The organism is Alcanivorax sp. MD8A (assembly GCF_002888555.1).
Lineage (GTDB): Bacteria > Pseudomonadota > Gammaproteobacteria > Pseudomonadales > Alcanivoracaceae > Alcanivorax.
In genome coordinates this window covers 75510-92287 of sequence record NZ_AQOQ01000009.1, presented here as the reverse complement: position 1 = coordinate 92287, position 16778 = coordinate 75510, and the positions used below count along the sequence as shown (strand labels likewise).

18 protein-coding genes and 1 tRNA gene are annotated in these 16778 nt (G+C 60.7%); 8 read left to right on the top strand and 11 right to left on the bottom strand.

Annotated features, from left to right (window positions below; all coding sequences use genetic code 11):
• Positions 1–213: 213 nt before the first annotated feature.
• From A15D_RS06765 to A15D_RS06745, 5 genes are all read right to left on the bottom strand, one after another.
• A complete protein-coding gene (locus A15D_RS06765) occupies positions 214–1173 on the bottom strand; it encodes a ribose-phosphate pyrophosphokinase (RefSeq protein WP_022985172.1) in 960 nt (319 codons plus the stop codon).
• Between the two features lie 72 nt (positions 1174–1245).
• Positions 1246–1321, bottom strand: a tRNA-Gln gene (locus A15D_RS06760).
• Between the two features lie 21 nt (positions 1322–1342).
• Complete coding sequence (ispE, locus tag A15D_RS06755; RefSeq protein WP_102791311.1) at positions 1343–2254, bottom strand: 4-(cytidine 5'-diphospho)-2-C-methyl-D-erythritol kinase; 912 nt, start codon at positions 2252–2254, stop codon at positions 1343–1345.
• Positions 2254–2838 carry a lipoprotein insertase outer membrane protein LolB gene (gene lolB / locus A15D_RS06750; protein ID WP_102791310.1) on the bottom strand — a complete coding sequence of 195 codons (585 nt, stop codon included), beginning with the start codon at positions 2836–2838 and terminating at the stop codon, positions 2254–2256. The genes ispE and lolB overlap by 1 nt, the downstream gene beginning before the upstream one ends.
• A complete protein-coding gene (locus tag A15D_RS06745) occupies positions 2835–4547 on the bottom strand; it encodes a tetratricopeptide repeat protein (protein WP_102791309.1) in 1713 nt (570 codons plus the stop codon). Before A15D_RS06745 ends, lolB begins: the two co-directional genes overlap by 4 nt.
• Positions 4548–4774: 227 nt before the next feature.
• Here A15D_RS06745 and hemA point away from each other — a divergent pair, with 227 nt between their 5' ends.
• From hemA to A15D_RS06725, 5 genes are all read left to right on the top strand, one after another.
• Positions 4775–6037: a glutamyl-tRNA reductase gene (gene hemA / locus A15D_RS06740; RefSeq protein WP_022985176.1), complete on the top strand. Its 1263-nt coding sequence runs from the start codon at positions 4775–4777 to the stop codon at positions 6035–6037.
• A gap of 98 nt (positions 6038–6135) precedes the next feature.
• The gene (gene prfA / locus A15D_RS06735; protein WP_102791308.1) at positions 6136–7221 is read left to right on the top strand and encodes a peptide chain release factor 1; all 1086 of its coding nucleotides are present in this window, start codon (positions 6136–6138) and stop codon (positions 7219–7221) included.
• A 1-nt stretch (position 7222) separates the two neighbouring features.
• Positions 7223–7459, top strand: coding sequence for a hypothetical protein (locus tag A15D_RS17520; RefSeq protein ID WP_369825829.1), 237 nt, complete (start codon positions 7223–7225; stop codon positions 7457–7459).
• Positions 7386–8075 carry a peptide chain release factor N(5)-glutamine methyltransferase gene (gene prmC / locus A15D_RS06730; RefSeq protein WP_369825828.1) on the top strand — a complete coding sequence of 230 codons (690 nt, stop codon included), beginning with the start codon at positions 7386–7388 and terminating at the stop codon, positions 8073–8075. The genes A15D_RS17520 and prmC overlap by 74 nt, the downstream gene beginning before the upstream one ends.
• Before the next feature lie 74 nt (positions 8076–8149).
• Positions 8150–8905 (top strand): molybdopterin-synthase adenylyltransferase MoeB, encoded by a 756-nt coding sequence (locus A15D_RS06725; RefSeq protein WP_102791333.1) that lies wholly within the window; start codon positions 8150–8152, stop codon positions 8903–8905.
• Here A15D_RS06725 and A15D_RS17445 read toward each other — a convergent pair.
• The 6 genes from A15D_RS17445 to gatC all read right to left on the bottom strand — a co-directional run bounded on the left by A15D_RS17445 (position 8890) and on the right by gatC (position 14123).
• Positions 8890–9021, bottom strand: a complete 132-nt coding sequence (locus tag A15D_RS17445; protein ID WP_255407666.1) for a hypothetical protein — start codon at positions 9019–9021, stop codon at positions 8890–8892. The two genes, A15D_RS06725 and A15D_RS17445, sit on opposite strands and share 16 nt — an antisense overlap.
• A 43-nt stretch (positions 9022–9064) precedes the next feature.
• Positions 9065–9847, bottom strand: coding sequence for a cyclic nucleotide-binding domain-containing protein (locus A15D_RS06720; RefSeq protein WP_022985187.1), 783 nt, complete (start codon positions 9845–9847; stop codon positions 9065–9067).
• Between the two features lie 188 nt (positions 9848–10035).
• Positions 10036–10851, bottom strand: coding sequence for a crotonase/enoyl-CoA hydratase family protein (locus tag A15D_RS06715; RefSeq protein WP_102791307.1), 816 nt, complete (start codon positions 10849–10851; stop codon positions 10036–10038).
• 52 nt (positions 10852–10903) lie between these two features.
• Positions 10904–12343 (bottom strand): Asp-tRNA(Asn)/Glu-tRNA(Gln) amidotransferase subunit GatB, encoded by a 1440-nt coding sequence (gene gatB, locus A15D_RS06710; RefSeq protein ID WP_102791306.1) that lies wholly within the window; start codon positions 12341–12343, stop codon positions 10904–10906.
• Positions 12340–13800 carry an Asp-tRNA(Asn)/Glu-tRNA(Gln) amidotransferase subunit GatA gene (gene gatA, locus A15D_RS06705; protein ID WP_102791332.1) on the bottom strand — a complete coding sequence of 487 codons (1461 nt, stop codon included), beginning with the start codon at positions 13798–13800 and terminating at the stop codon, positions 12340–12342. The genes gatB and gatA overlap by 4 nt, the downstream gene beginning before the upstream one ends.
• Before the next feature lie 35 nt (positions 13801–13835).
• On the bottom strand, positions 13836–14123 hold the full coding sequence (gene gatC, locus A15D_RS06700) for an Asp-tRNA(Asn)/Glu-tRNA(Gln) amidotransferase subunit GatC (protein ID WP_102791305.1): 288 nt from the start codon (positions 14121–14123) through the stop codon (positions 13836–13838).
• Positions 14124–14385: 262 nt separating this feature from the next.
• On the opposite strand from gatC, the gene A15D_RS06695 reads away from it, so the two are divergent.
• From A15D_RS06695 to mreD, 3 genes are read left to right on the top strand one after another with little or no spacing between them, the layout of a single operon-like run.
• Complete coding sequence (locus tag A15D_RS06695; RefSeq protein WP_035231859.1) at positions 14386–15423, top strand: rod shape-determining protein; 1038 nt, start codon at positions 14386–14388, stop codon at positions 15421–15423.
• Positions 15423–16271: a rod shape-determining protein MreC gene (mreC, locus tag A15D_RS06690; RefSeq protein WP_102791304.1), complete on the top strand. Its 849-nt coding sequence runs from the start codon at positions 15423–15425 to the stop codon at positions 16269–16271. Before A15D_RS06695 ends, mreC begins: the two co-directional genes overlap by 1 nt.
• The gene (gene mreD / locus A15D_RS06685) at positions 16261–16752 is read left to right on the top strand and encodes a rod shape-determining protein MreD (RefSeq protein ID WP_102791303.1); all 492 of its coding nucleotides are present in this window, start codon (positions 16261–16263) and stop codon (positions 16750–16752) included. The genes mreC and mreD overlap by 11 nt, the downstream gene beginning before the upstream one ends.
• Positions 16753–16778: the final 26 nt, after the last annotated feature.

The window sequence follows — 16778 nt, the reverse complement described above, 5'->3', positions numbered from 1 at the left end:
AAACCACGGAGGATTCCGCGGGGGCGCGATTATGAAGGAAAAAGTCGCTGTGTGCCAGTGGAAAGGGTTTCAAGCCCCAAGCCGCAAGCTGCAACACGGTTAGGGATTGAGGGAGGCGGAATGAAAGAGGCCGCGCACAGGAGCTGTGCGCGGCCTCAGGGGCTTCAATCTGGCAACAATCCATGTCGTGTTGGAGCTTGTAGCTTGCTGCTGTTACACCAGCTCCAATCGGTCGAACATGGCGCTGAGCGACTCTTCGTTGTTCACCCGGCGAACGGTCTCGGCCAGCATCGGCGCCAGGCTGAGCACGCGAATCTTGTCACAGGCGCGGCCAGCTTCTGACAGCGGGATGGTGTCGGTCACCACCAGTTGGTCCAGAGAGCTGCTGGCGATGTTATCGATGGCCGGGCCAGACAGTACCGGGTGGGTAATGTAGGCGTAGACCTTGGATGCGCCATGATCCTTCAGTGCCTGGGCGGCTTTGCACAGGGTGCCGGCGGTATCGACCATGTCGTCTACCAGGATGCAGGTGCGGCCTTCCACTTCACCGATGATATGCATGACCTGAGAGACATTGGCCTTGGGGCGGCGTTTGTCGATGATGGCCAGGTCAGCATCGTTGAGTTGCTTGGCCAGGGCGCGGGCACGGACTACGCCACCTACGTCCGGTGACACGACCATCAGGTCGTCGTGTTTCTGGCGCTCGATGTCTGCCACGATCAGCGGGGTGGCGTAGACGTTGTCTACCGGAATGTCGAAGAAGCCCTGAATCTGGTCTGCATGCAGGTCGACGGTTACCACGCGGTCGATGCCCACGGTGGTGATCATGTCGGCCACCACTTTGGCGGTAATCGGCACTCGTGCGGAGCGCACGCGGCGATCCTGACGGGCGTAACCAAAGTACGGCATCACGGCGGTAATACGGCCGGCGGAGGAGCGACGCAGTGCGTCGGCCATGACCAGCAGTTCCATGATGTTGTTGTTGGTGGGGTTGCAGGTGGACTGGACGATGAAGACGTCCTTGCCGCGCACGTTTTCCTGAATTTCCACGGCAACTTCACCATCGCTGAACGTGCCAACGTCGGCATTGCCGATGGGCAGATTCAGGTGGTTGACCATGGCGCGGGCCAGTTCGGGATTTGCGTTACCGGTGAAAACGACGAGCTTGGACACTGGCGCCTCTCTTCTCTTCGTGCTTCGTATCGTGAATTTCTGGCCCCGGGAAGGGAGGGCCGGGAAAGAAAATGGCTGGGGTAGCAGGACTCGAACCTACGAATGACGGGATCAAAACCCGTTGCCTTACCAACTTGGCGATACCCCAACACGCTTTTACAGGTCTGCACTACTTATGCGTTTGTGCAGATTCGCCTGAATTCTTTGTCTCTCGAAACTTCGCCAGTGTCTCTCCAAGCGTTTGATGGAGAGGAGAAGTATTACAGCTTCGAGCGACGAAACCTGTCCAGTGTTGTGGCAACTGTTGCAGCAATTGCTGCCCCTGTTGCGATCCGGTGAGGCGTGCAAAGCAGCAAGCGCCGGTACCGGTCATACGGGCATTACCCGTATGTTGCCTGAGCCAGTCGAGGGCCTTGCCGATCTCCGGAAAGTGCCGCTGTGCCACCGCTTCACAGTCGTTGTGAAAGTCGCGGGTCAGCACCGCCTCAAGCGAGGCCGGTAATTTACTGATGGGGGTATCCCTTGTCAATTCCCGGTCGCCGAAAATTCGAGCAGTTGATACATGAATTCCGGGGTGAATGACTAAAAAATGGGCATCCGGCAGGGAAACCGGCGTAATTTGCTCTCCCACGCCCTCGGCCCAGGCGCTGCGGCCGCGGACGAAGACGGGCACATCGGCGCCCAGGTGGAGGCCAAGTTCGGCGAGGGTGTCCAGCGACAGCCCCAGGTTCCACAGCTGGTTAAGGCCCAGCAGGGCGGTGGCAGCATCGGAGGACCCTCCGCCTACGCCGCCCCCCATGGGGAGGCGTTTTTGCAGACGGATACGCGCGCCGTTGCGCGTTTGGGTGTGGTGCTGCAAGACCTGGGCGGCGCGCAGGATCAGGTTACTGCTGTCGCAGGGGACTTCCGGGTCATCGCATTCCAGGCTCAGGCTCTCAGCACGTTCGAAGTGCAGCGTGTCTCCGTGATCCAGCAGGGCGAAGACGGTCTGCAGGCAGTGGTAGCCGTCTGCCCGCTGCCCGGTGATGTGCAGGAACAGATTGAGCTTGGCCGGGGCGGGCAGGGTCAGGATGGCAGCCATCATTGTCCGAGGCCGGGTTGCCAGTCCTTGATCAGCAGGGTGAAGCGGTTGCCGTTCTGGGTGGCCTTGATACGGAACGGCAGTTCAACGCCGGCCACCGTTTCATAGCGGTCAAAGGTGAGGGACCAGCCCAATTGTTCCAGGCTCTGCAGACGCTCAAGGTCGTCGTAGCTGGCTTCGCCCGGCGCGCCAGGCCAGGGTAGGCCCCGTGCCCAGTATTGCAGGGCGGATACCGGTAACCAGAAGCCGGTCAGGTGCCAGGCCAGTTCGCCTGGGCTGCGGGCCTGATATTGCTCTTTGGCGGTAATCAGCTCGGCACGGCCGGTGTCCCAGCGAAGGTCGGCGCTGCCGAAGCCCAGCGGGCCGGAAAAACGGATTTCACCACGGGCGGGTTGCTGGCGCCATTCAAAGGTGGCGCTCCCGCCATCATTGGGGGTGCGGTAGCCGAGCTTGCCTTCCATCTCCCAGCCCTGAATCTGGCTGGGGTGGGTGAAGGTGGTAGGTTCCGTGGTGGGCGTCTGACAGGCGCTCAGGATCAGCGGGATGCAGAGCGCAATGAGCAGACGGGTAAGGGGGTATTTCACAGTTTGGCTCCCAGCCGGTCCATGGTCTCACGGATATGCGGGGCATCGGGGTTGCTGTCCAGGGCATCGCGCCAGACTTCCCGGGCCTGCCCCTGAGCGCCCAGAACCCACAGCACTTCGCCGTAATGGGCGGCCACTTCGGGGTCCGGGAACTTTTCATAGGCACGGCGCAGATAGTCGCGAGCCCCTTTCAGGTCGCCGCGTCGGTACAGAACCCAACCCATAGAGTCGAGAATCGCCGGATCTTCGGGGCGCAGGGCCAGCGCACGAGAGACATATTCCAGGGCTTCGTCCAGCCGTAGATTGTGGTTGGCCAGAGTGTAGCCGAGGGCATTCAGGGCGCTGGCATCATCCGGTTCCAGTGCCAGAATACGCCGCAGGTCGCTTTCCATTTTCTCCAGGTCGCCGGCTTTTTCCGCTTGTGTGGCACGGCTATAAAGCAGTTCGGTGTTGTCTGGATCGTCTTGCAGTGCGTTGTCCAGAAGCGCAAGGGCGCCTTGCTGGTTGCCATGGCTGCTGATGATTTCCGCTTCCGTAATGGCGAGACTGGTAGAGAGTTCCGGGTGGCTGCGTCGCAGTGAGCTGATCAGGGCATGGGCCTGGGCGGGGTTGCCCTGGCGGACCATCAGTCGAGCAGCCTGTACCCGTGAGCGCATTCCCTGTGGGCCATCCACTTTCAGATAGTGGTCGATGGCAAGATCCAGATCTGCTTGCTGTTCGGCGGCCTGGCCCAGATACAGATGGATCTCGTTTGGACGGTAGTTCTCGGCGAGCAGGGCGTCGAGCTGGTCGATGGCGGTGTCGGTGGCACCTGCCTCCAGTGCCAGCAAGGCCAGTGAAAATTTCAGGTCCAGATCATTCGGGTTTTGCTCGGACAGAATGGCGAGCTGCTTTTCGGCGTCCCCGATATTGCCGGTGGCCAGCAGCAGGCGCACATAGGTAATGCGAGGCCGGCGAGCTTCCGGGTATTTCTTGACCACCTTCTTCATATGCCTGAGGGCGTCACGGGTCTCGCCCATTTCGAAGAGCAGCTGGGCCTTGAGCAGAAGGGCATCCTCGTGCCGAGGCATCAGTTTGATGGCGCGCTCATCGGCGTCCAGGGCGGCTTGCAGCTCTCCTTCGTGTTCATTCCAGACGGCCCGGGCATACCACAGCGGTGCCTGATCCGGGTATTGCTCTGTCAATTGGGCGAGGGCCTTGACCAGCTGAAGGTTGCCCTGGGCGTCCAGGCCGCGGGCCTGGCTGACCATGCGGCCAAGGGATTCCTGCCCATGGCTGCCGATCAGGGTATCCAGGTATCGGGTGGCGGCATCGGTATTGCCGAGGCGAATTTCCGACAGGATCGCCAGTTGCAGAGCCTCCTCGTTGCCGGGATCCTGTTCCAGCCACTGCTCGCTGAGGGCCAGGGCTTGTTGGTGGTCTTCGAGATAGCTGGCCAGCTGGGCGGCCTGGCGGATGACGGTGGGGTCGCCGGTGGTGTTGGCGGCCTGGCCGTAATAGCCAAGGGTGACGCCTAGCGCCTGTCGCTGGGCGGCCACTTCGGCTACCAGCAGGTCAGACAGGGTCTCGCTGTCATATCCGGGTGGCAGCGGCGTGCTGTCAGTCTGCTCGCTCCCGGCCGCGGGTTCAGGGGGAGGTTCGGCGGGTTGATGGGCACAACCGGTGAAGAGCAATGCGCCGCAGAGCGGCAATAGTGACCAAGGCGACATCAAAAGGACCTGCAATGTGTTTCCGTTATGATGGCACAGGCCTCTGCAAGCCGAAAACCTTATTGCAGCCATAGAAGGTAGCCATGGCCTGCGTCATTGTTTTGGGGGGCGCTTTCACGCAAAATGCCTCTCCCTTGCAGCCCCGCTTTTCGGGGTAACGCGGGCTGACGGGTACGGACGGGCAAGGGCAGGATATTGCCTGTCACGACGGACGGGCACGGGACACTATGAATCTGGTTGCTGTTGGCGTTAATCACACCACCGCAGATGTGGAGTTACGCGAACGTCTGGCGTTTTCCACGCAGCAGGCGCAGGCAGCGCTGGCCAGTCTTCGCGATGTGCCCGGGGTTTGTGAGGCCGCGTTGCTGTCGACCTGCAATCGCACCGAACTCTACTGTCTGACCGACGACAGCGCCCCTGACCTGGTGGCCTGGATGGCCGAGCGTCGTCATCTTTCCCGCGACAAGATCGAACCGGTTCTGTACCAGCATCAAGGCGAAGAGGCTCTGGAGCACATGATGCGGGTCGCTGGCGGCCTGGATTCCCTGGTATTGGGTGAGCCGCAGATTCTCGGGCAGATGCGTGAGGCCTATGCCCGCGCCCATGAGGCGGGTTTGCTCAATGGCGAATTGTCGCGCCTGTTCCAGGAAGTGTTCTCTGTGGCCAAGCGTATCCGCACCGAAACCGGCATTGGCGCCAATCCGGTGTCGGTGGCTTATGCTGCGGTCTCCTTTGCCCGTCACATCTTTGCCGATCTGAAAAAAAGCCGGGCCTTGTTGATCGGTGCTGGCGAGATGATTGAGCTGGTGGCCCGGCATCTCAGTGAACAACAGGTCCGTGAGATTACCATTGCCAACCGGACTCAGGCGCGGGCCAGTGAGCTGGCGGCCAGCGTGGGAGGGCGGGGTATCAGTCTGGAAGAGCTGCCCGTGGCGCTGGAGAATGCCGACATTCTGATTTCCTGTACGGCCGCGCCGTTGCCGATTCTCGGCAAGGGGATGGTAGAGCGAGCACTCAAGCAACGCCGCCACCGGCCCATGTTCATGGTGGATATTGCCGTGCCAAGAGATATCGAGCCGGAGGTCGGCAATCTGGATGATGTGTACCTGTACACGGTGGACCATCTTCAGGAGGCGATCCAGGAGAATGTCCGGGCCCGACAGGATGCAGCCCGTGAAGCCTCTGAGCTGATCCGTGATGCCATTGTGCGCCACCGTCGCCAGCGCCGTGAACAGGATGCGGTGGGTGTGTTGCGTGATTACCGTGAAAATCGCACTCGCATGGCAGCGGATGAGTTGGATAAAGCCCTTCAACAGTTGAACAATGGCGGTGACGCGGAAGAGGTGTTGCGCCGTTTTCAGCATTCTCTGGTCAACAAGTGGCTTCACTCGCCCAGTGTGGCCCTGCGCAAGATGGCCGCAGAAGGTCGGGCAGAGGCATTGCTGGTCGCCCGTGAATTGTTGCTTGGCGACGATGACTCGTCGTCGTAGCCGGGGCGTTCTTCAGCGGTACCCTGGTCTTCGAAATATCCTGAATGTTGCGTGCGCCCATCGGGCGGCGTGGTTGCGTGAAGCGTGGAATCGATTTTATGAAAGCGTCGTTACAAGCCAAGCTGGATAAACTGGCAGACCGATTCGAGGAATTGTCGGGCCTGTTGTCGGATCCAGAGGTGATATCGAACCAGAACCGTTTCCGGGACCTGTCCCGCGAGTACGCTGAAATCGATCCGGTGATCAAATGCTACCGTGAATATCTGCAGGCGCAGGAAAACCTGGAGGATGCCCGGGCCATGCAGGATGACAGCGATGCCGAAATGCGTGAAATGGGGGCAGAAGAAGCCCGCGAAGCCCAGTCGCAGATCGAGACGCTGGCCGATGAGCTGCAGAAACTGATGCTGCCGAAAGACCCGCGCGATAGCGCCAATGTCTTTCTGGAAGTGCGTGCGGGTACCGGCGGTGACGAGGCGGCGATTTTTGCCGGCGACCTGTTTCGCATGTATTCGAAGTACGCCGACCAGATGGGCTGGAAAGTGGAGCTGGTCAGTGCCAGCGAAGGCGAGCATGGTGGCTACAAGGAAGTGATTGCCCGAGTCATTGGCGATGGTGTGTATTCGCGGATGAAGTTCGAGTCTGGCGCTCACCGGGTGCAGCGAGTGCCTGCCACCGAATCCCAGGGGCGCATTCATACCTCTGCCTGCACCGTGGCCATCATGGCTGAAGCCGAAGACCTGGGCGATATCGAAATCCGCAACGAAGACCTGCGTATTGATACCTACCGTTCTTCCGGAGCGGGCGGTCAGCACGTTAACACCACCGACTCCGCGGTACGGATTACCCACTTGCCCACCGGTGTTGTGGTGGAGTGCCAGGACGAGCGTAGCCAGCACAAGAACAAGGCCCGGGCCATGAGCCTGCTCAGCGCCAGACTCTATGATGCCCAGCAGAATGCCGCCCACGCCGAGCAGGCGGCGGAGCGCAAATCCCTGGTGGGATCCGGGGATCGTTCCGAGCGCATTCGGACCTACAATTACCCCCAGGGTCGCATCACGGATCACCGCATCAATCTGACGTTGTATCGCCTCAATGAAGTGATGGAAGGGGATCTGGACGAAGTGTTGGGAGCATTGTTGGCCGAGCATCAGGCCGATCAGCTGGCTGCCCTGAGCGAGCAGTAACATGCGCATCGATGAGGCCCTGCGGCAGGCTCGTGGCCGTCTGGCATCGTCGCCTTCTGCCGCCCTGGATGCAGAGCTGCTGCTGTGCCATGTACTGGGCCAGACGCGTACCTGGCTGTTCACCTGGTCTGACCGGGAGCTGGAAGCGAACCAGCAGACCGCCTTTGAGGCATTGCTGGCTCGGCGCGAGACCGGCGAGCCGCGAGACCGGCGAGCCTGTCGCGCACCTGACCGGTGAACGGGAATTCTTTGGCCGTCCTTTCCGGGTGACAGCCGATACCCTGATTCCTCGACCCGACACCGAAACCCTGATCGAGATCGCGCTTGCCCTGCCGCTGCCTGATGACGCCCGTGTGGTGGACCTGGGCACCGGCAGCGGGGCCATCGGTGTCACCCTGGCATTGGAAAAGCCGCACTGGCAGGTCGCGCTGGTGGACCTCAGCGAGGCCGCCCTGCAGGTAGCCACCGACAATGCCAGGCAGCTGAACGCGCCGGTGCAATGCCTGGCCGGCAGCTGGCTCGTGCCCTGTGAAGGGCCGTTTGATCTGATCGTCAGCAACCCGCCTTACATCGATGCCAGCGACCACCATCTGGACGAAGGCGATGTGCGCTTTGAGCCGCGTTCGGCGCTGGTGGCTGACGATAAGGGCTTGGCGGACCTGGCCGAGATTGTGCGCCAGGCCTCCGGCAAGCTGGTTGATGGCGGTTGGCTGATGCTGGAGCATGGATTCGAGCAGGGCGAGGCGGTGAGGGCACTGTTGGACCAGGCCGGTTTTCAGGATGTGCGCACCGCGCAGGATCTGGGTGGCAATGACCGTGTCACTCTTGGCCGGTTTGCTTCGGCCTCTTCGTAGGGTGGACATTGCCGAGGGGCAACCTCCGCCGGAATTTTGATGTGGCGCGTGCAGGCGTGAAGCGGTACCCAACCATGTTTAATGACGAACAGCTTGAACGATACAGCCGCCAGTTGATGGTGGATGAGCTGGATCTGGCCGGGCAGGAGGCGCTGGCGGCAGCGCGGGTGTTGATCGTGGGCTGCGGGGGGCTGGCCAATCCGGCGGCATTGTATCTGGCCGGTGCCGGTGTGGGCCGACTGGTGCTGGCGGATGATGACCGGGTAGAGGTCAGTAACCTGCACCGTCAGGTGGCGTTCCGTGGCGGGCAGGTCAATCAGTTCAAGGCGGAGGCCCTGCGTGACCAGCTGCAGCAGCTGAACCCGGAGGTGGATGTACGTGCGGCTGTCGTGCGGGTGGATGATGCCTGGCTGGAAGTGGCCGTGGCGGAGGCTACCCTGGTGCTCGATTGCACGGATAACTTCGTTACCCGTCAAGCCATCAACCGGGCTTGTGTGAGGCATCGCAAGCCTCTGGTCAGTGGCGCGGCGATTCGCATGGACGGGCAGCTGGCGGTGTTTGATCTGCGAGCGCCGGAGGCGCCCTGTTATGCCTGTGTATACGGCGAAGGCACGGACGGCGACCTGGCCTGCAATCAGGCTGGGATCGTGGGTCCGGTGGTGGGGGCGGTGGGCACCCTGCAGGCCCTGGCGGCGATCCGGGTACTCAGCGGGGCGCAGCTGGGAGGCAAGCTGCACCTGTTTGATGGCCGCAGCCTGGAATGGCGGCAAGTGACGTTACGGCGAGACCCTGGCTGTGTGGTGTGCGGTTCGAATCACGACGGTGATTGATGGATCGGGGTATCCGGCTCCACTTCATAGACGGTCGGTGACTCTTCGGCGGTGAGGCCGATGGCGATCAGAATGATCAGCACAATCACAAAGGCTGTTCCGAGAAGGTGTTTCATGGTCTGCCTCCCTGCGCCTGCGCGCATGCCTGCCGGTGGCGGGTCAGGCTGACAGTTCCACCACCTGGCCATTGAGCGTCTTGATCTGTCGCGCCATGTCGCTGAGCAGGCTGTGAATCATGCCCGGATTGGTGCGAATCAGATCCTTGAACTGGTGTTTGGGGACTTTGACTACCGAGCAGCGGCTTTTGGCTCGTACGGTGGCGCTGCGGGGGGAGTGGGTCAGCAGGGCAATCGCGCCGACCACTTCGCCTTCACTGACGCTGCCGACGACCACGTTATCCACGACCACATCCGCATCGCCTTCAAACAGGCTGAACACGTAATCGGCAGGTTCGCCCTGGCGGATAATGATGTCGCCCGGTTCAAAATAGGCAAAGCCGGTGGTGGTGAAGGACTCTTCTGGCATGTGCGCGGATAGCAGGCGCACCAGAATGCCTTGCTGCGTCGTCAGGATACGCGTCCACAGTTTGGCCAGTTGCGCGTCGGCGATGACCGCTTCCACCAGCTTCACGGTCGGGTAGGCTGCCAGCAGTACCGCGCTCTCGGCGTAATAGGTCACTTCACCGTTGCCCGCATCGGGCAGAATCATGTCGCCCTCGTCCCAGATGAACAGTTTCTTTTCCTGGCAGCGCATGCCCAGCATCCCGCCTTTGACGACGTAGGTGGTGTCACCGCACATGCCGTGCTTGAAGGCATCTTCAGTCGGTACCAGAGGCAGGGTCTGGGGCTGGATCGGCAACTGGCTGATGAAGTCGTTGACCAGACGTTTGTACATGCGTGTGAGGGCGGGGAAACCGCCGCTGGCTTCTGCCACAGAGATCATGCAATGCCTCGATGAATGCGTGGGTTCTGGTTTCAGTATGCAGCAAGTTATTAAGGCGAAACAGTACGGGGTTGGCAGTAGAGGGCGTCGAATGCATTCGACGGTATGGCCTTGCTGCAGGGGGTGGCGGGGATCGACGTGGGTCAATCTCCGCCGGGAAGGGGCGGGGCCGCGGGGTGGGCGGCGACTCAATAATCCCGTTCGCGGGGCAGGAAGGTGGGAGCTTCCTTTTTCTGCCCGGCTTGCAGGGCACGGCGGTAGTTCTTGCCGCGCATCAGTTTGAACTGCAGCTTGCTTTCGATATCGAACGCCTGGGCTTCGGGCACGGTCCAGGTTTGCTGGAACAGGGCCTTGCCGGCGCTGATGCCGTCCGGGGAGCGGGTCTTGATGGCCTCAGCCAGTTTTTCGGCTTCCTCCAGCGGGGTGGCAGATACCCGGGTGACCAGGTTCATGGCCTTGGCTTCGTCGCCATTGAACAGCCGCCCGGTCATGGTCAATTCCTTGGCCACGTCCATGGGCACCAGTTCGCGTAGTGTCACGGTGCCGGTCATGTCTGGGATCAGCCCCCACTTGATTTCCATGATCGACATCTCGCAATCCGGCGTGGCCATGCGGAAGTCTGCGGCGAGGGCAATCTGCATGCCGCCGCCGTAGCAATAGCCGTGCAGTACAGCGATAACCGGTACCGGCAGCTCTCGCCAGCACCAGCACACTTCCTGGAACAGGTTGGTTTTCTTGATGCCGTATTTGGTGAAACCCTTGATCAGCTTCAGGGGCTGCTTCATGACGGTGCCGAAATCGAGCCCGGCGCAAAACGCCTTGCCGTCACCCTGCAAAATGACGACACGAATGTCGCGGTCCTTGCGGACGGCCTTCGAGGCTTCAATCAGCCCTTCCATCATGTCGAAATCCAGGCCGTTGTATTTGTCTGCACGGCTCAGAGTGACGTAGGCGATGCTGTTTTTCTTTTCCAGAGTGACACGTTTCTTGAAGGTTTGGGTCATGAGTTAATCCTCTGGGTCCGACGCCTGATATTCGGCGTCGGACACACTTCTGTTAGCCCAGTTTTTCTTTGAGCAGTGCATTCAGTTGTTGCGGATTCGCCTTGCCCTGTGTGGCTTTCATGGCCTGGCCTACGAAGAAACCGATTTTTTTCTTTTTCTTCGCGTCATCCGAGCTGCGGTAGTCTTCTACCTGCGGTGCGTTATTGGCGATGATGTCGTCGACGATTTTTTCCAGTTCGCCGCTGTCGCTCATCTGTTTCAGGCCTTTGGCTTCGATGACCGCATCCGGGTCACCTTCACCTGCCCAGCACGCTTCAAATACTTGTTTGGCAATTTTGGAGCTGATGGTGCCGTCTTTCAGGCGGGCAATCAGCTGACCCAGCTGGTCAGCGGACACGGGGCTGTCGTTGATGGTTTTTTCTTCCGCGTTCAGTTTGGCGGCCAGTTCACCCATCACCCAGTTGGCGGCCAGTTTGGCATCGCCGCCGGCCTTGGCTGCCACTTCAAAAAAGGCGGCGGTGGCCAAATCGCCGGAGAGTAGATCGGCGTCATACTCGGACAGCTGGTAGTCGGCCAGGAAACGAGCCTTGCGGGTGTCCGGCAGCTCCGGCATGGACGCTTTCAGGGCGTCCAGGTCTGCCTCGGTGATTTCTACCGGGAGCAGGTCTGGGCAGGGGAAGTAGCGGTAATCGTTGGCGTCTTCCTTGCTGCGCATGGAGCGGGCGGTATGGGTATCGCCGTTGTACAGGCGGGTTTCCTGGACAATCTCGCCACCGTCTTCCAGCACATCAATCTGGCGTTCTACTTCCAGCTTGATCGCGCGTTCCATAAAACGGAACGAGTTCAGGTTTTTGGTTTCGGTGCGAGTGCCCAGTGCGTCGCCAGGACGGCGGATGGACACGTTCACGTCGAAACGCATGTTGCCTTGAGACATGTCGCCATCGCAGATGCCAATGGAGGTGACGATGGCGTGCAGTTTGCGGGCAAAGGCCACGGCTTCTTCTGCGTTGCGCATATCCGGTTCGGTGACCACTTCGATTAGTGGTGTGCCGGCACGGTTCAGGTCGATTCCGGTCATGCCATGGAAGTCTTCATGCAGGGACTTGCCCGCATCTTCTTCCAGGTGCGCATGGTGAATGCGCACGATTTTTTTCTCGCCGCTTTCCAGCTGAATCTCCACTTCGCCGGCACCCACAACAGGTTTGTCCAGCTGTGTGGTCTGGTAGCCTTTTGGCAGATCCGGATAAAAATAATTTTTCCGTTCGAACACGCTGTGCCGGCAGATATCGGCATTGATGGCGAGGCCGAACAACGCCGCCTTGCGTACGGCTTCGCGGTTGACCACCGGCAGGGTGCCAGGCATGCCCAGGTCCACCAGTGAGGCCTGGGTGTTGGGCTCGGCACCGGTGGACAGTTTGCTGCCGGAAAACAATTTGCTGGTGGTATTGAGCTGGACGTGAATTTCCAGACCAATCACGACTTCCCAACTCATTTTGCACCTCCCAGTACCGGCGCCTGTTTGTGCCAGTCAGTGGCTTGCTGATATTTGTGGGCCACGTTGAGAATCTGCCCTTCACGGAAATAATTGCCGATGACCTGGGTGCCAGTGGGCAGACCCTTGATGAAGCCGGTGGGCATGGACAGGGCGGGCAGGCCGGCCAGGTTCACGCCAATGGTGAAGACGTCGGCCATGTACATGCTGACTGGGTCATCTTTCTTGTCGCCCAGCTTGAAGGCGGTCTCCGGGGCGGTGGGGCCCATCAGTACATCCACCTTTTCAAAGGCGCGGGCAAAGTCGTCGCGAATCAGGCGGCGAACTTGCTGGGCGCGACGGTAGTAGGCGTCATAGTAGCCCGCAGAGAGGGCGTACGTGCCCACCAGGATGCGGCGCTTCACTTCATCACCGAAACCTTCGGAGCGAGAGCGCTTGTAGAGGTCTTCCAGATCCTGCGGGTCGTCGCAGCGGTGCCCGAAGCGCACACCGTCGAAGCGGCTCAGGTTGGAGCTGGCTTCGGCCGGGGCAATCACATAATAGGCCGGTACCGACAGCTTGATGCTGGGCAGGGACACCGAGACCACCTTGGCGCCGAGTTTTTCCAGTTCACGAATCGCCTCGCGGCTGTTGTCGGCAATGGCGCCATCCAGTGTGTCGGGGAAGAACTCTTCGGGTACGCCGATGGTCAGGCCACGGATGTCGTCGTTGAGCGCGCCCAGGTAATCGTCCACCTTTTCATTGAGGCTGGTAGAGTCCCGGTGATCGTGGCCGGCCATGGCCTGCAACATCAGGGCACAGTCTGCGGCACTGAGGCCCATGGGACCGGCCTGGTCGAGGCTGGAGGCGAAGGCGATCATGCCCCAGCGGGAGACGCGGCCATAGGTGGGCTTGAGGCCGGTAATGCCGTTCAGGGCTGCCGGCTGGCGGATGGAGCCGCCGGTGTCGGTGCCGGTAGCGGCAGGGGCGAGGCGGGCCCCCAGGCAAGCGGCAGCGCCACCGGAGGAGCCACCGGGAACCCGCTCCCGATCCCAGGGGTTTTTCACCGGGCCGTAGTAGCTGGTTTCGTTGGACGAGCCCATGGCGAATTCGTCCATGTTGGTCTTGCCCAGCATCACGGCGCCTTCCGCTGCCATCTTTTCCACGACGGTGGCGGTGTAGGGGGCAATAAAGGTGTCCAGCATCTTCGAGCCGCAGCTGGTGCGCACGCCCTCGGTGCAGAAGATGTCCTTGTGGGCGATGGGCAGGCCGGTGAGCAAGCCTCCCTTGCCTCCGGCCAGGGCCGCATCGGCGGCATCGGCCTGGGCCAGGGCCTGTTGTTCGGTCACGGTGACGAAGCTGTTGATGTCCGCGTCAAACTGCTGGATGCGCCCGAGGAAATGCTCGGTGAGCTCCCGGGAGGAGAACTCTCCGGCGGCCAGTCCGGCCTTGAGTTCGGTCAGTGTCTTGGTATGCATGGCGTCGCTCATAGCTTGTTTGCTGCCTTACTCGCTTATTCGATAACCCGTGGGACCAGGAAGCAGCCGTCTTCGGCGGCGGGGGCGATGTCCATGGCCTTGTCGCGCACATTGGGCTCGCTCACGGTGTCGTCTCGCAGGGGCTGGGTGACATCCAGCGGATGGGCCATGGGCGCCACATCAGTCACGTCGGCCTGCTGCAGCTGGTCTACCATCGCGAGGATGTCATTCAGGCGGCTGGACAGGGCATCGGTGTCTGCCGGGTCCACTTTCAGGCGTGCCAGGTGAGCTACCTGAGCCACCACCTTGGAATCAATGGCCATGCTTGTCTCCATGGAGTGATCTGCCCACTGGTAACGGGCGGGGTCTCGGGCGCCTGTCAGTGGGGTCGGAAAGCCGCAAAAAGTACCATAGACCGCCGGTCCGGGGCCACTGTCCGCCGGGGCATGGCGCCGCTGTGGTCGCATGGGTTTGCTTGCCCAAAGGGCCTGCCGTTGCTAGAGTTGCGCACATCTTGTAGATGCGCGGCTTTTTCCCTGCCGGCATCATTTTTCGCGAAAATTCAGGAAACTGGCCAGGATGTCGATGATCAAGCGTATTCGGGGGATGTTCTCCACCGATCTCTCCATTGATTTGGGGACCGCTAATACCCTTATTTACGTACGTGGCCGAGGTATCGTGCTGGATGAGCCCTCTGTGGTGGCTATCCGTCATCATGGCGCTCAGAAGAGTGTGGCTGCCGTGGGCGCTGATGCCAAGCGCATGCTCGGCCGTACCCCCGGCAATATTACTGCCATCCGGCCCATGAAAGACGGCGTGATCGCCGACTTCGACGTGACCGAAAAAATGCTCCAGTACTTCATCAAGAAGGTGCATGACACCGGCTTTTTCCCGCCGGCGCCCCGTGTACTGGTGTGTGTGCCGTGCAAATCCACCCAGGTGGAGCGTCGCGCCATTCAGGATTCTGCCTATGGGGCGGGTGCCCGTGATGTGTACCTGATTGAAGAGCCCATGGCGGCAGCCATTGGTGCCGGGTTGCCGGTGGAAGAGGCGCGTGGCTCCATGGTGGTGGATATCGGTGGCGGCACCACCGAGATTGCCCTGATTTCCCTGAACGGGGTAGTGTACTCCGAGTCCGTGCGTATTGGTGGTGACCGCTTTGATGAAGCGATTGTGGCCTTTGTGCGTAAGGAATATGGCTCGCTGATCGGTGAATCTACCGCCGAGCGTATCAAGCACGAGATCGGTACTGCCTACCCAGGTGGCGAGATCCGTGAAATCGATGTGCGTGGCCGCAACCTGGCTGAGGGTGTGCCGCGCAGCTTTACCCTGAATTCCGAAGAGATTCTGGAAGCGCTCAAAGAGCCGCTGGCGGCCATCGTCAATGCGGTGAAGAATGCGCTGGAAGCGTCTCCGCCAGAATTGGCCTCTGATATCGCCGAGCGCGGCCTGGTGATCACCGGTGGTGGTGCGCTGTTGCGTGATATCGATCGCCTGCTGTCTGAAGAAACCGGTCTGCCGGTGATTATTGCCGACGACCCGCTGACCTGTGTGGCTCGCGGTGGCGGCAAGGCGCTGGAGCTGATGGACAGTCAGGGTTTTGACATGTTGGCCATGGGCTGATGACGGCTTCGGCCAACCCTCTATACCGTCTGGTTGCTGCGCTGGTTCTGTCTGTCATTGTGATTGTGCTGGACCAGCGTACGCCGTGGGCGGAGCCAGTGCGGCATGTACTGGCGTATCTCACTGCCCCTATCCATTACGTTGCCCATTTGCCGGTGGATTCTGGCCAGTGGCTGACCGAGCAGGCGCAAAGCCGCTCGTCACTGATGGAAGAGAACCAGCGTCTGCAGCGCCAATCCCTGATTCTTGAACAAAAGGTCCAGCGCCTGGCGGTACTGGAAGCCGAGAATGTGCGTTTGCGGGAGTTGCTGAACTCGTCTGCGGATCTGGATGCCAATGTACTGGTTGCCGAAATTATTGGTGTGGACCCGGATCCCAACCGTCAGGAGCTGGTGATCAACAAGGGTACCGGTTCTGACGTGTTTAGAGGTCAGGCGGTGCTGGATGCACAGGGGCTGATCGGGCAAGTGGTCGATGCCGGTCCGTTGAGTTCCCGTGTGTTGTTGCTCACCGATGCCAGTCATGCCATGAGTGTGCAGGTGAATCGTAACGGCGTTCGCGCGGTACTGGCGGGGAATGGTCAGACCGGGTTGCGGCTTTTGTATGTGCCGGATACGGCGGATATCGAGGAAGGGGATTTGCTGGTCAGTACCGGTCTTGGGCAGCGTTATCCGCGTGGCTACCCGGTGGGGACGGTGACTTCCGTGCGCCACCAGTCCGGTGCGCCCTATGCCGACATTACCGCGCTTCCGACTGCCCGAATCGACAGGGCCAGCCACGTGCTGCTGGTTCAGCCTACGCAAACGCCTGCCAGTCCGCTGACACGGGGAGATGCCGATGCGCGGTGATCGTCCGTCCGGAACCGGGGTAATTATTGTTTCGTTGCTGATTGCCGCCTTGCTGGAAGTGGTGCCGTTACCGGAGGCCCTGAACTGGGTGCGTCCAGAGTGGATGTTGCTGGTGCTGGTCTACTGGGTATTGGCGTTGCCCCGGCGAATCGGTGTGCTGTGGGGCTTCGGTGTGGGTTTGTATCACGACGTTCTGGTCGGGACCACGCTGGGGCAGTGGGGCCTGGCCTTTGCGCTTGGCGCTTATGTGATGCTGGCGGCCTACAAGCGCATGCGGGTGTTCACTTCAATACAGCAATGTGCCGTCGTGTTCCTGCTGGTCGGTACCGTCAGCCTGCTGGCCTATATGGTGCAGGAGTCCGTCGGGCGCACCCTCTACCCTCCCTACACTATTCTGTATGCCTCTTTTACCAGTGCCTTGTTCTGGCGCCCGGTCTGTGCGGTACTGCGCTGGGTCCAGTTGCGTTTTCTAGTACGCTAAACCCGGCTGAACAACGACACCTGACG

Coding starts and splice junctions, on each gene's coding strand:
- ispE (WP_102791311.1), bottom strand. CDS start 2,254: ATGGCTGCCATCCTGACCCTGCCCGCCCCGGCCAAGCTCAATCTGTTC.
- A15D_RS06745 (WP_102791309.1), bottom strand. CDS start 4,547: ATGTCGCCTTGGTCACTATTGCCGCTCTGCGGCGCATTGCTCTTCACC.
- hemA (WP_022985176.1), top strand. CDS start 4,775: ATGAATCTGGTTGCTGTTGGCGTTAATCACACCACCGCAGATGTGGAG.
- prfA (WP_102791308.1), top strand. CDS start 6,136: ATGAAAGCGTCGTTACAAGCCAAGCTGGATAAACTGGCAGACCGATTC.
- A15D_RS17520 (WP_369825829.1), top strand. CDS start 7,223: ATGCGCATCGATGAGGCCCTGCGGCAGGCTCGTGGCCGTCTGGCATCG.
- A15D_RS06725 (WP_102791333.1), top strand. CDS start 8,150: ATGTTTAATGACGAACAGCTTGAACGATACAGCCGCCAGTTGATGGTG.
- A15D_RS17445 (WP_255407666.1), bottom strand. CDS start 9,021: ATGAAACACCTTCTCGGAACAGCCTTTGTGATTGTGCTGATCATTCTG.
- A15D_RS06720 (WP_022985187.1), bottom strand. CDS start 9,847: ATGATCTCTGTGGCAGAAGCCAGCGGCGGTTTCCCCGCCCTCACACGC.
- A15D_RS06715 (WP_102791307.1), bottom strand. CDS start 10,851: ATGACCCAAACCTTCAAGAAACGTGTCACTCTGGAAAAGAAAAACAGC.
- gatB (WP_102791306.1), bottom strand. CDS start 12,343: ATGAGTTGGGAAGTCGTGATTGGTCTGGAAATTCACGTCCAGCTCAAT.
- gatA (WP_102791332.1), bottom strand. CDS start 13,800: ATGCATACCAAGACACTGACCGAACTCAAGGCCGGACTGGCCGCCGGA.
- gatC (WP_102791305.1), bottom strand. CDS start 14,123: ATGGCCATTGATTCCAAGGTGGTGGCTCAGGTAGCTCACCTGGCACGC.
- A15D_RS06695 (WP_035231859.1), top strand. CDS start 14,386: ATGATCAAGCGTATTCGGGGGATGTTCTCCACCGATCTCTCCATTGAT.
- mreC (WP_102791304.1), top strand. CDS start 15,423: ATGACGGCTTCGGCCAACCCTCTATACCGTCTGGTTGCTGCGCTGGTT.
- mreD (WP_102791303.1), top strand. CDS start 16,261: ATGCGCGGTGATCGTCCGTCCGGAACCGGGGTAATTATTGTTTCGTTG.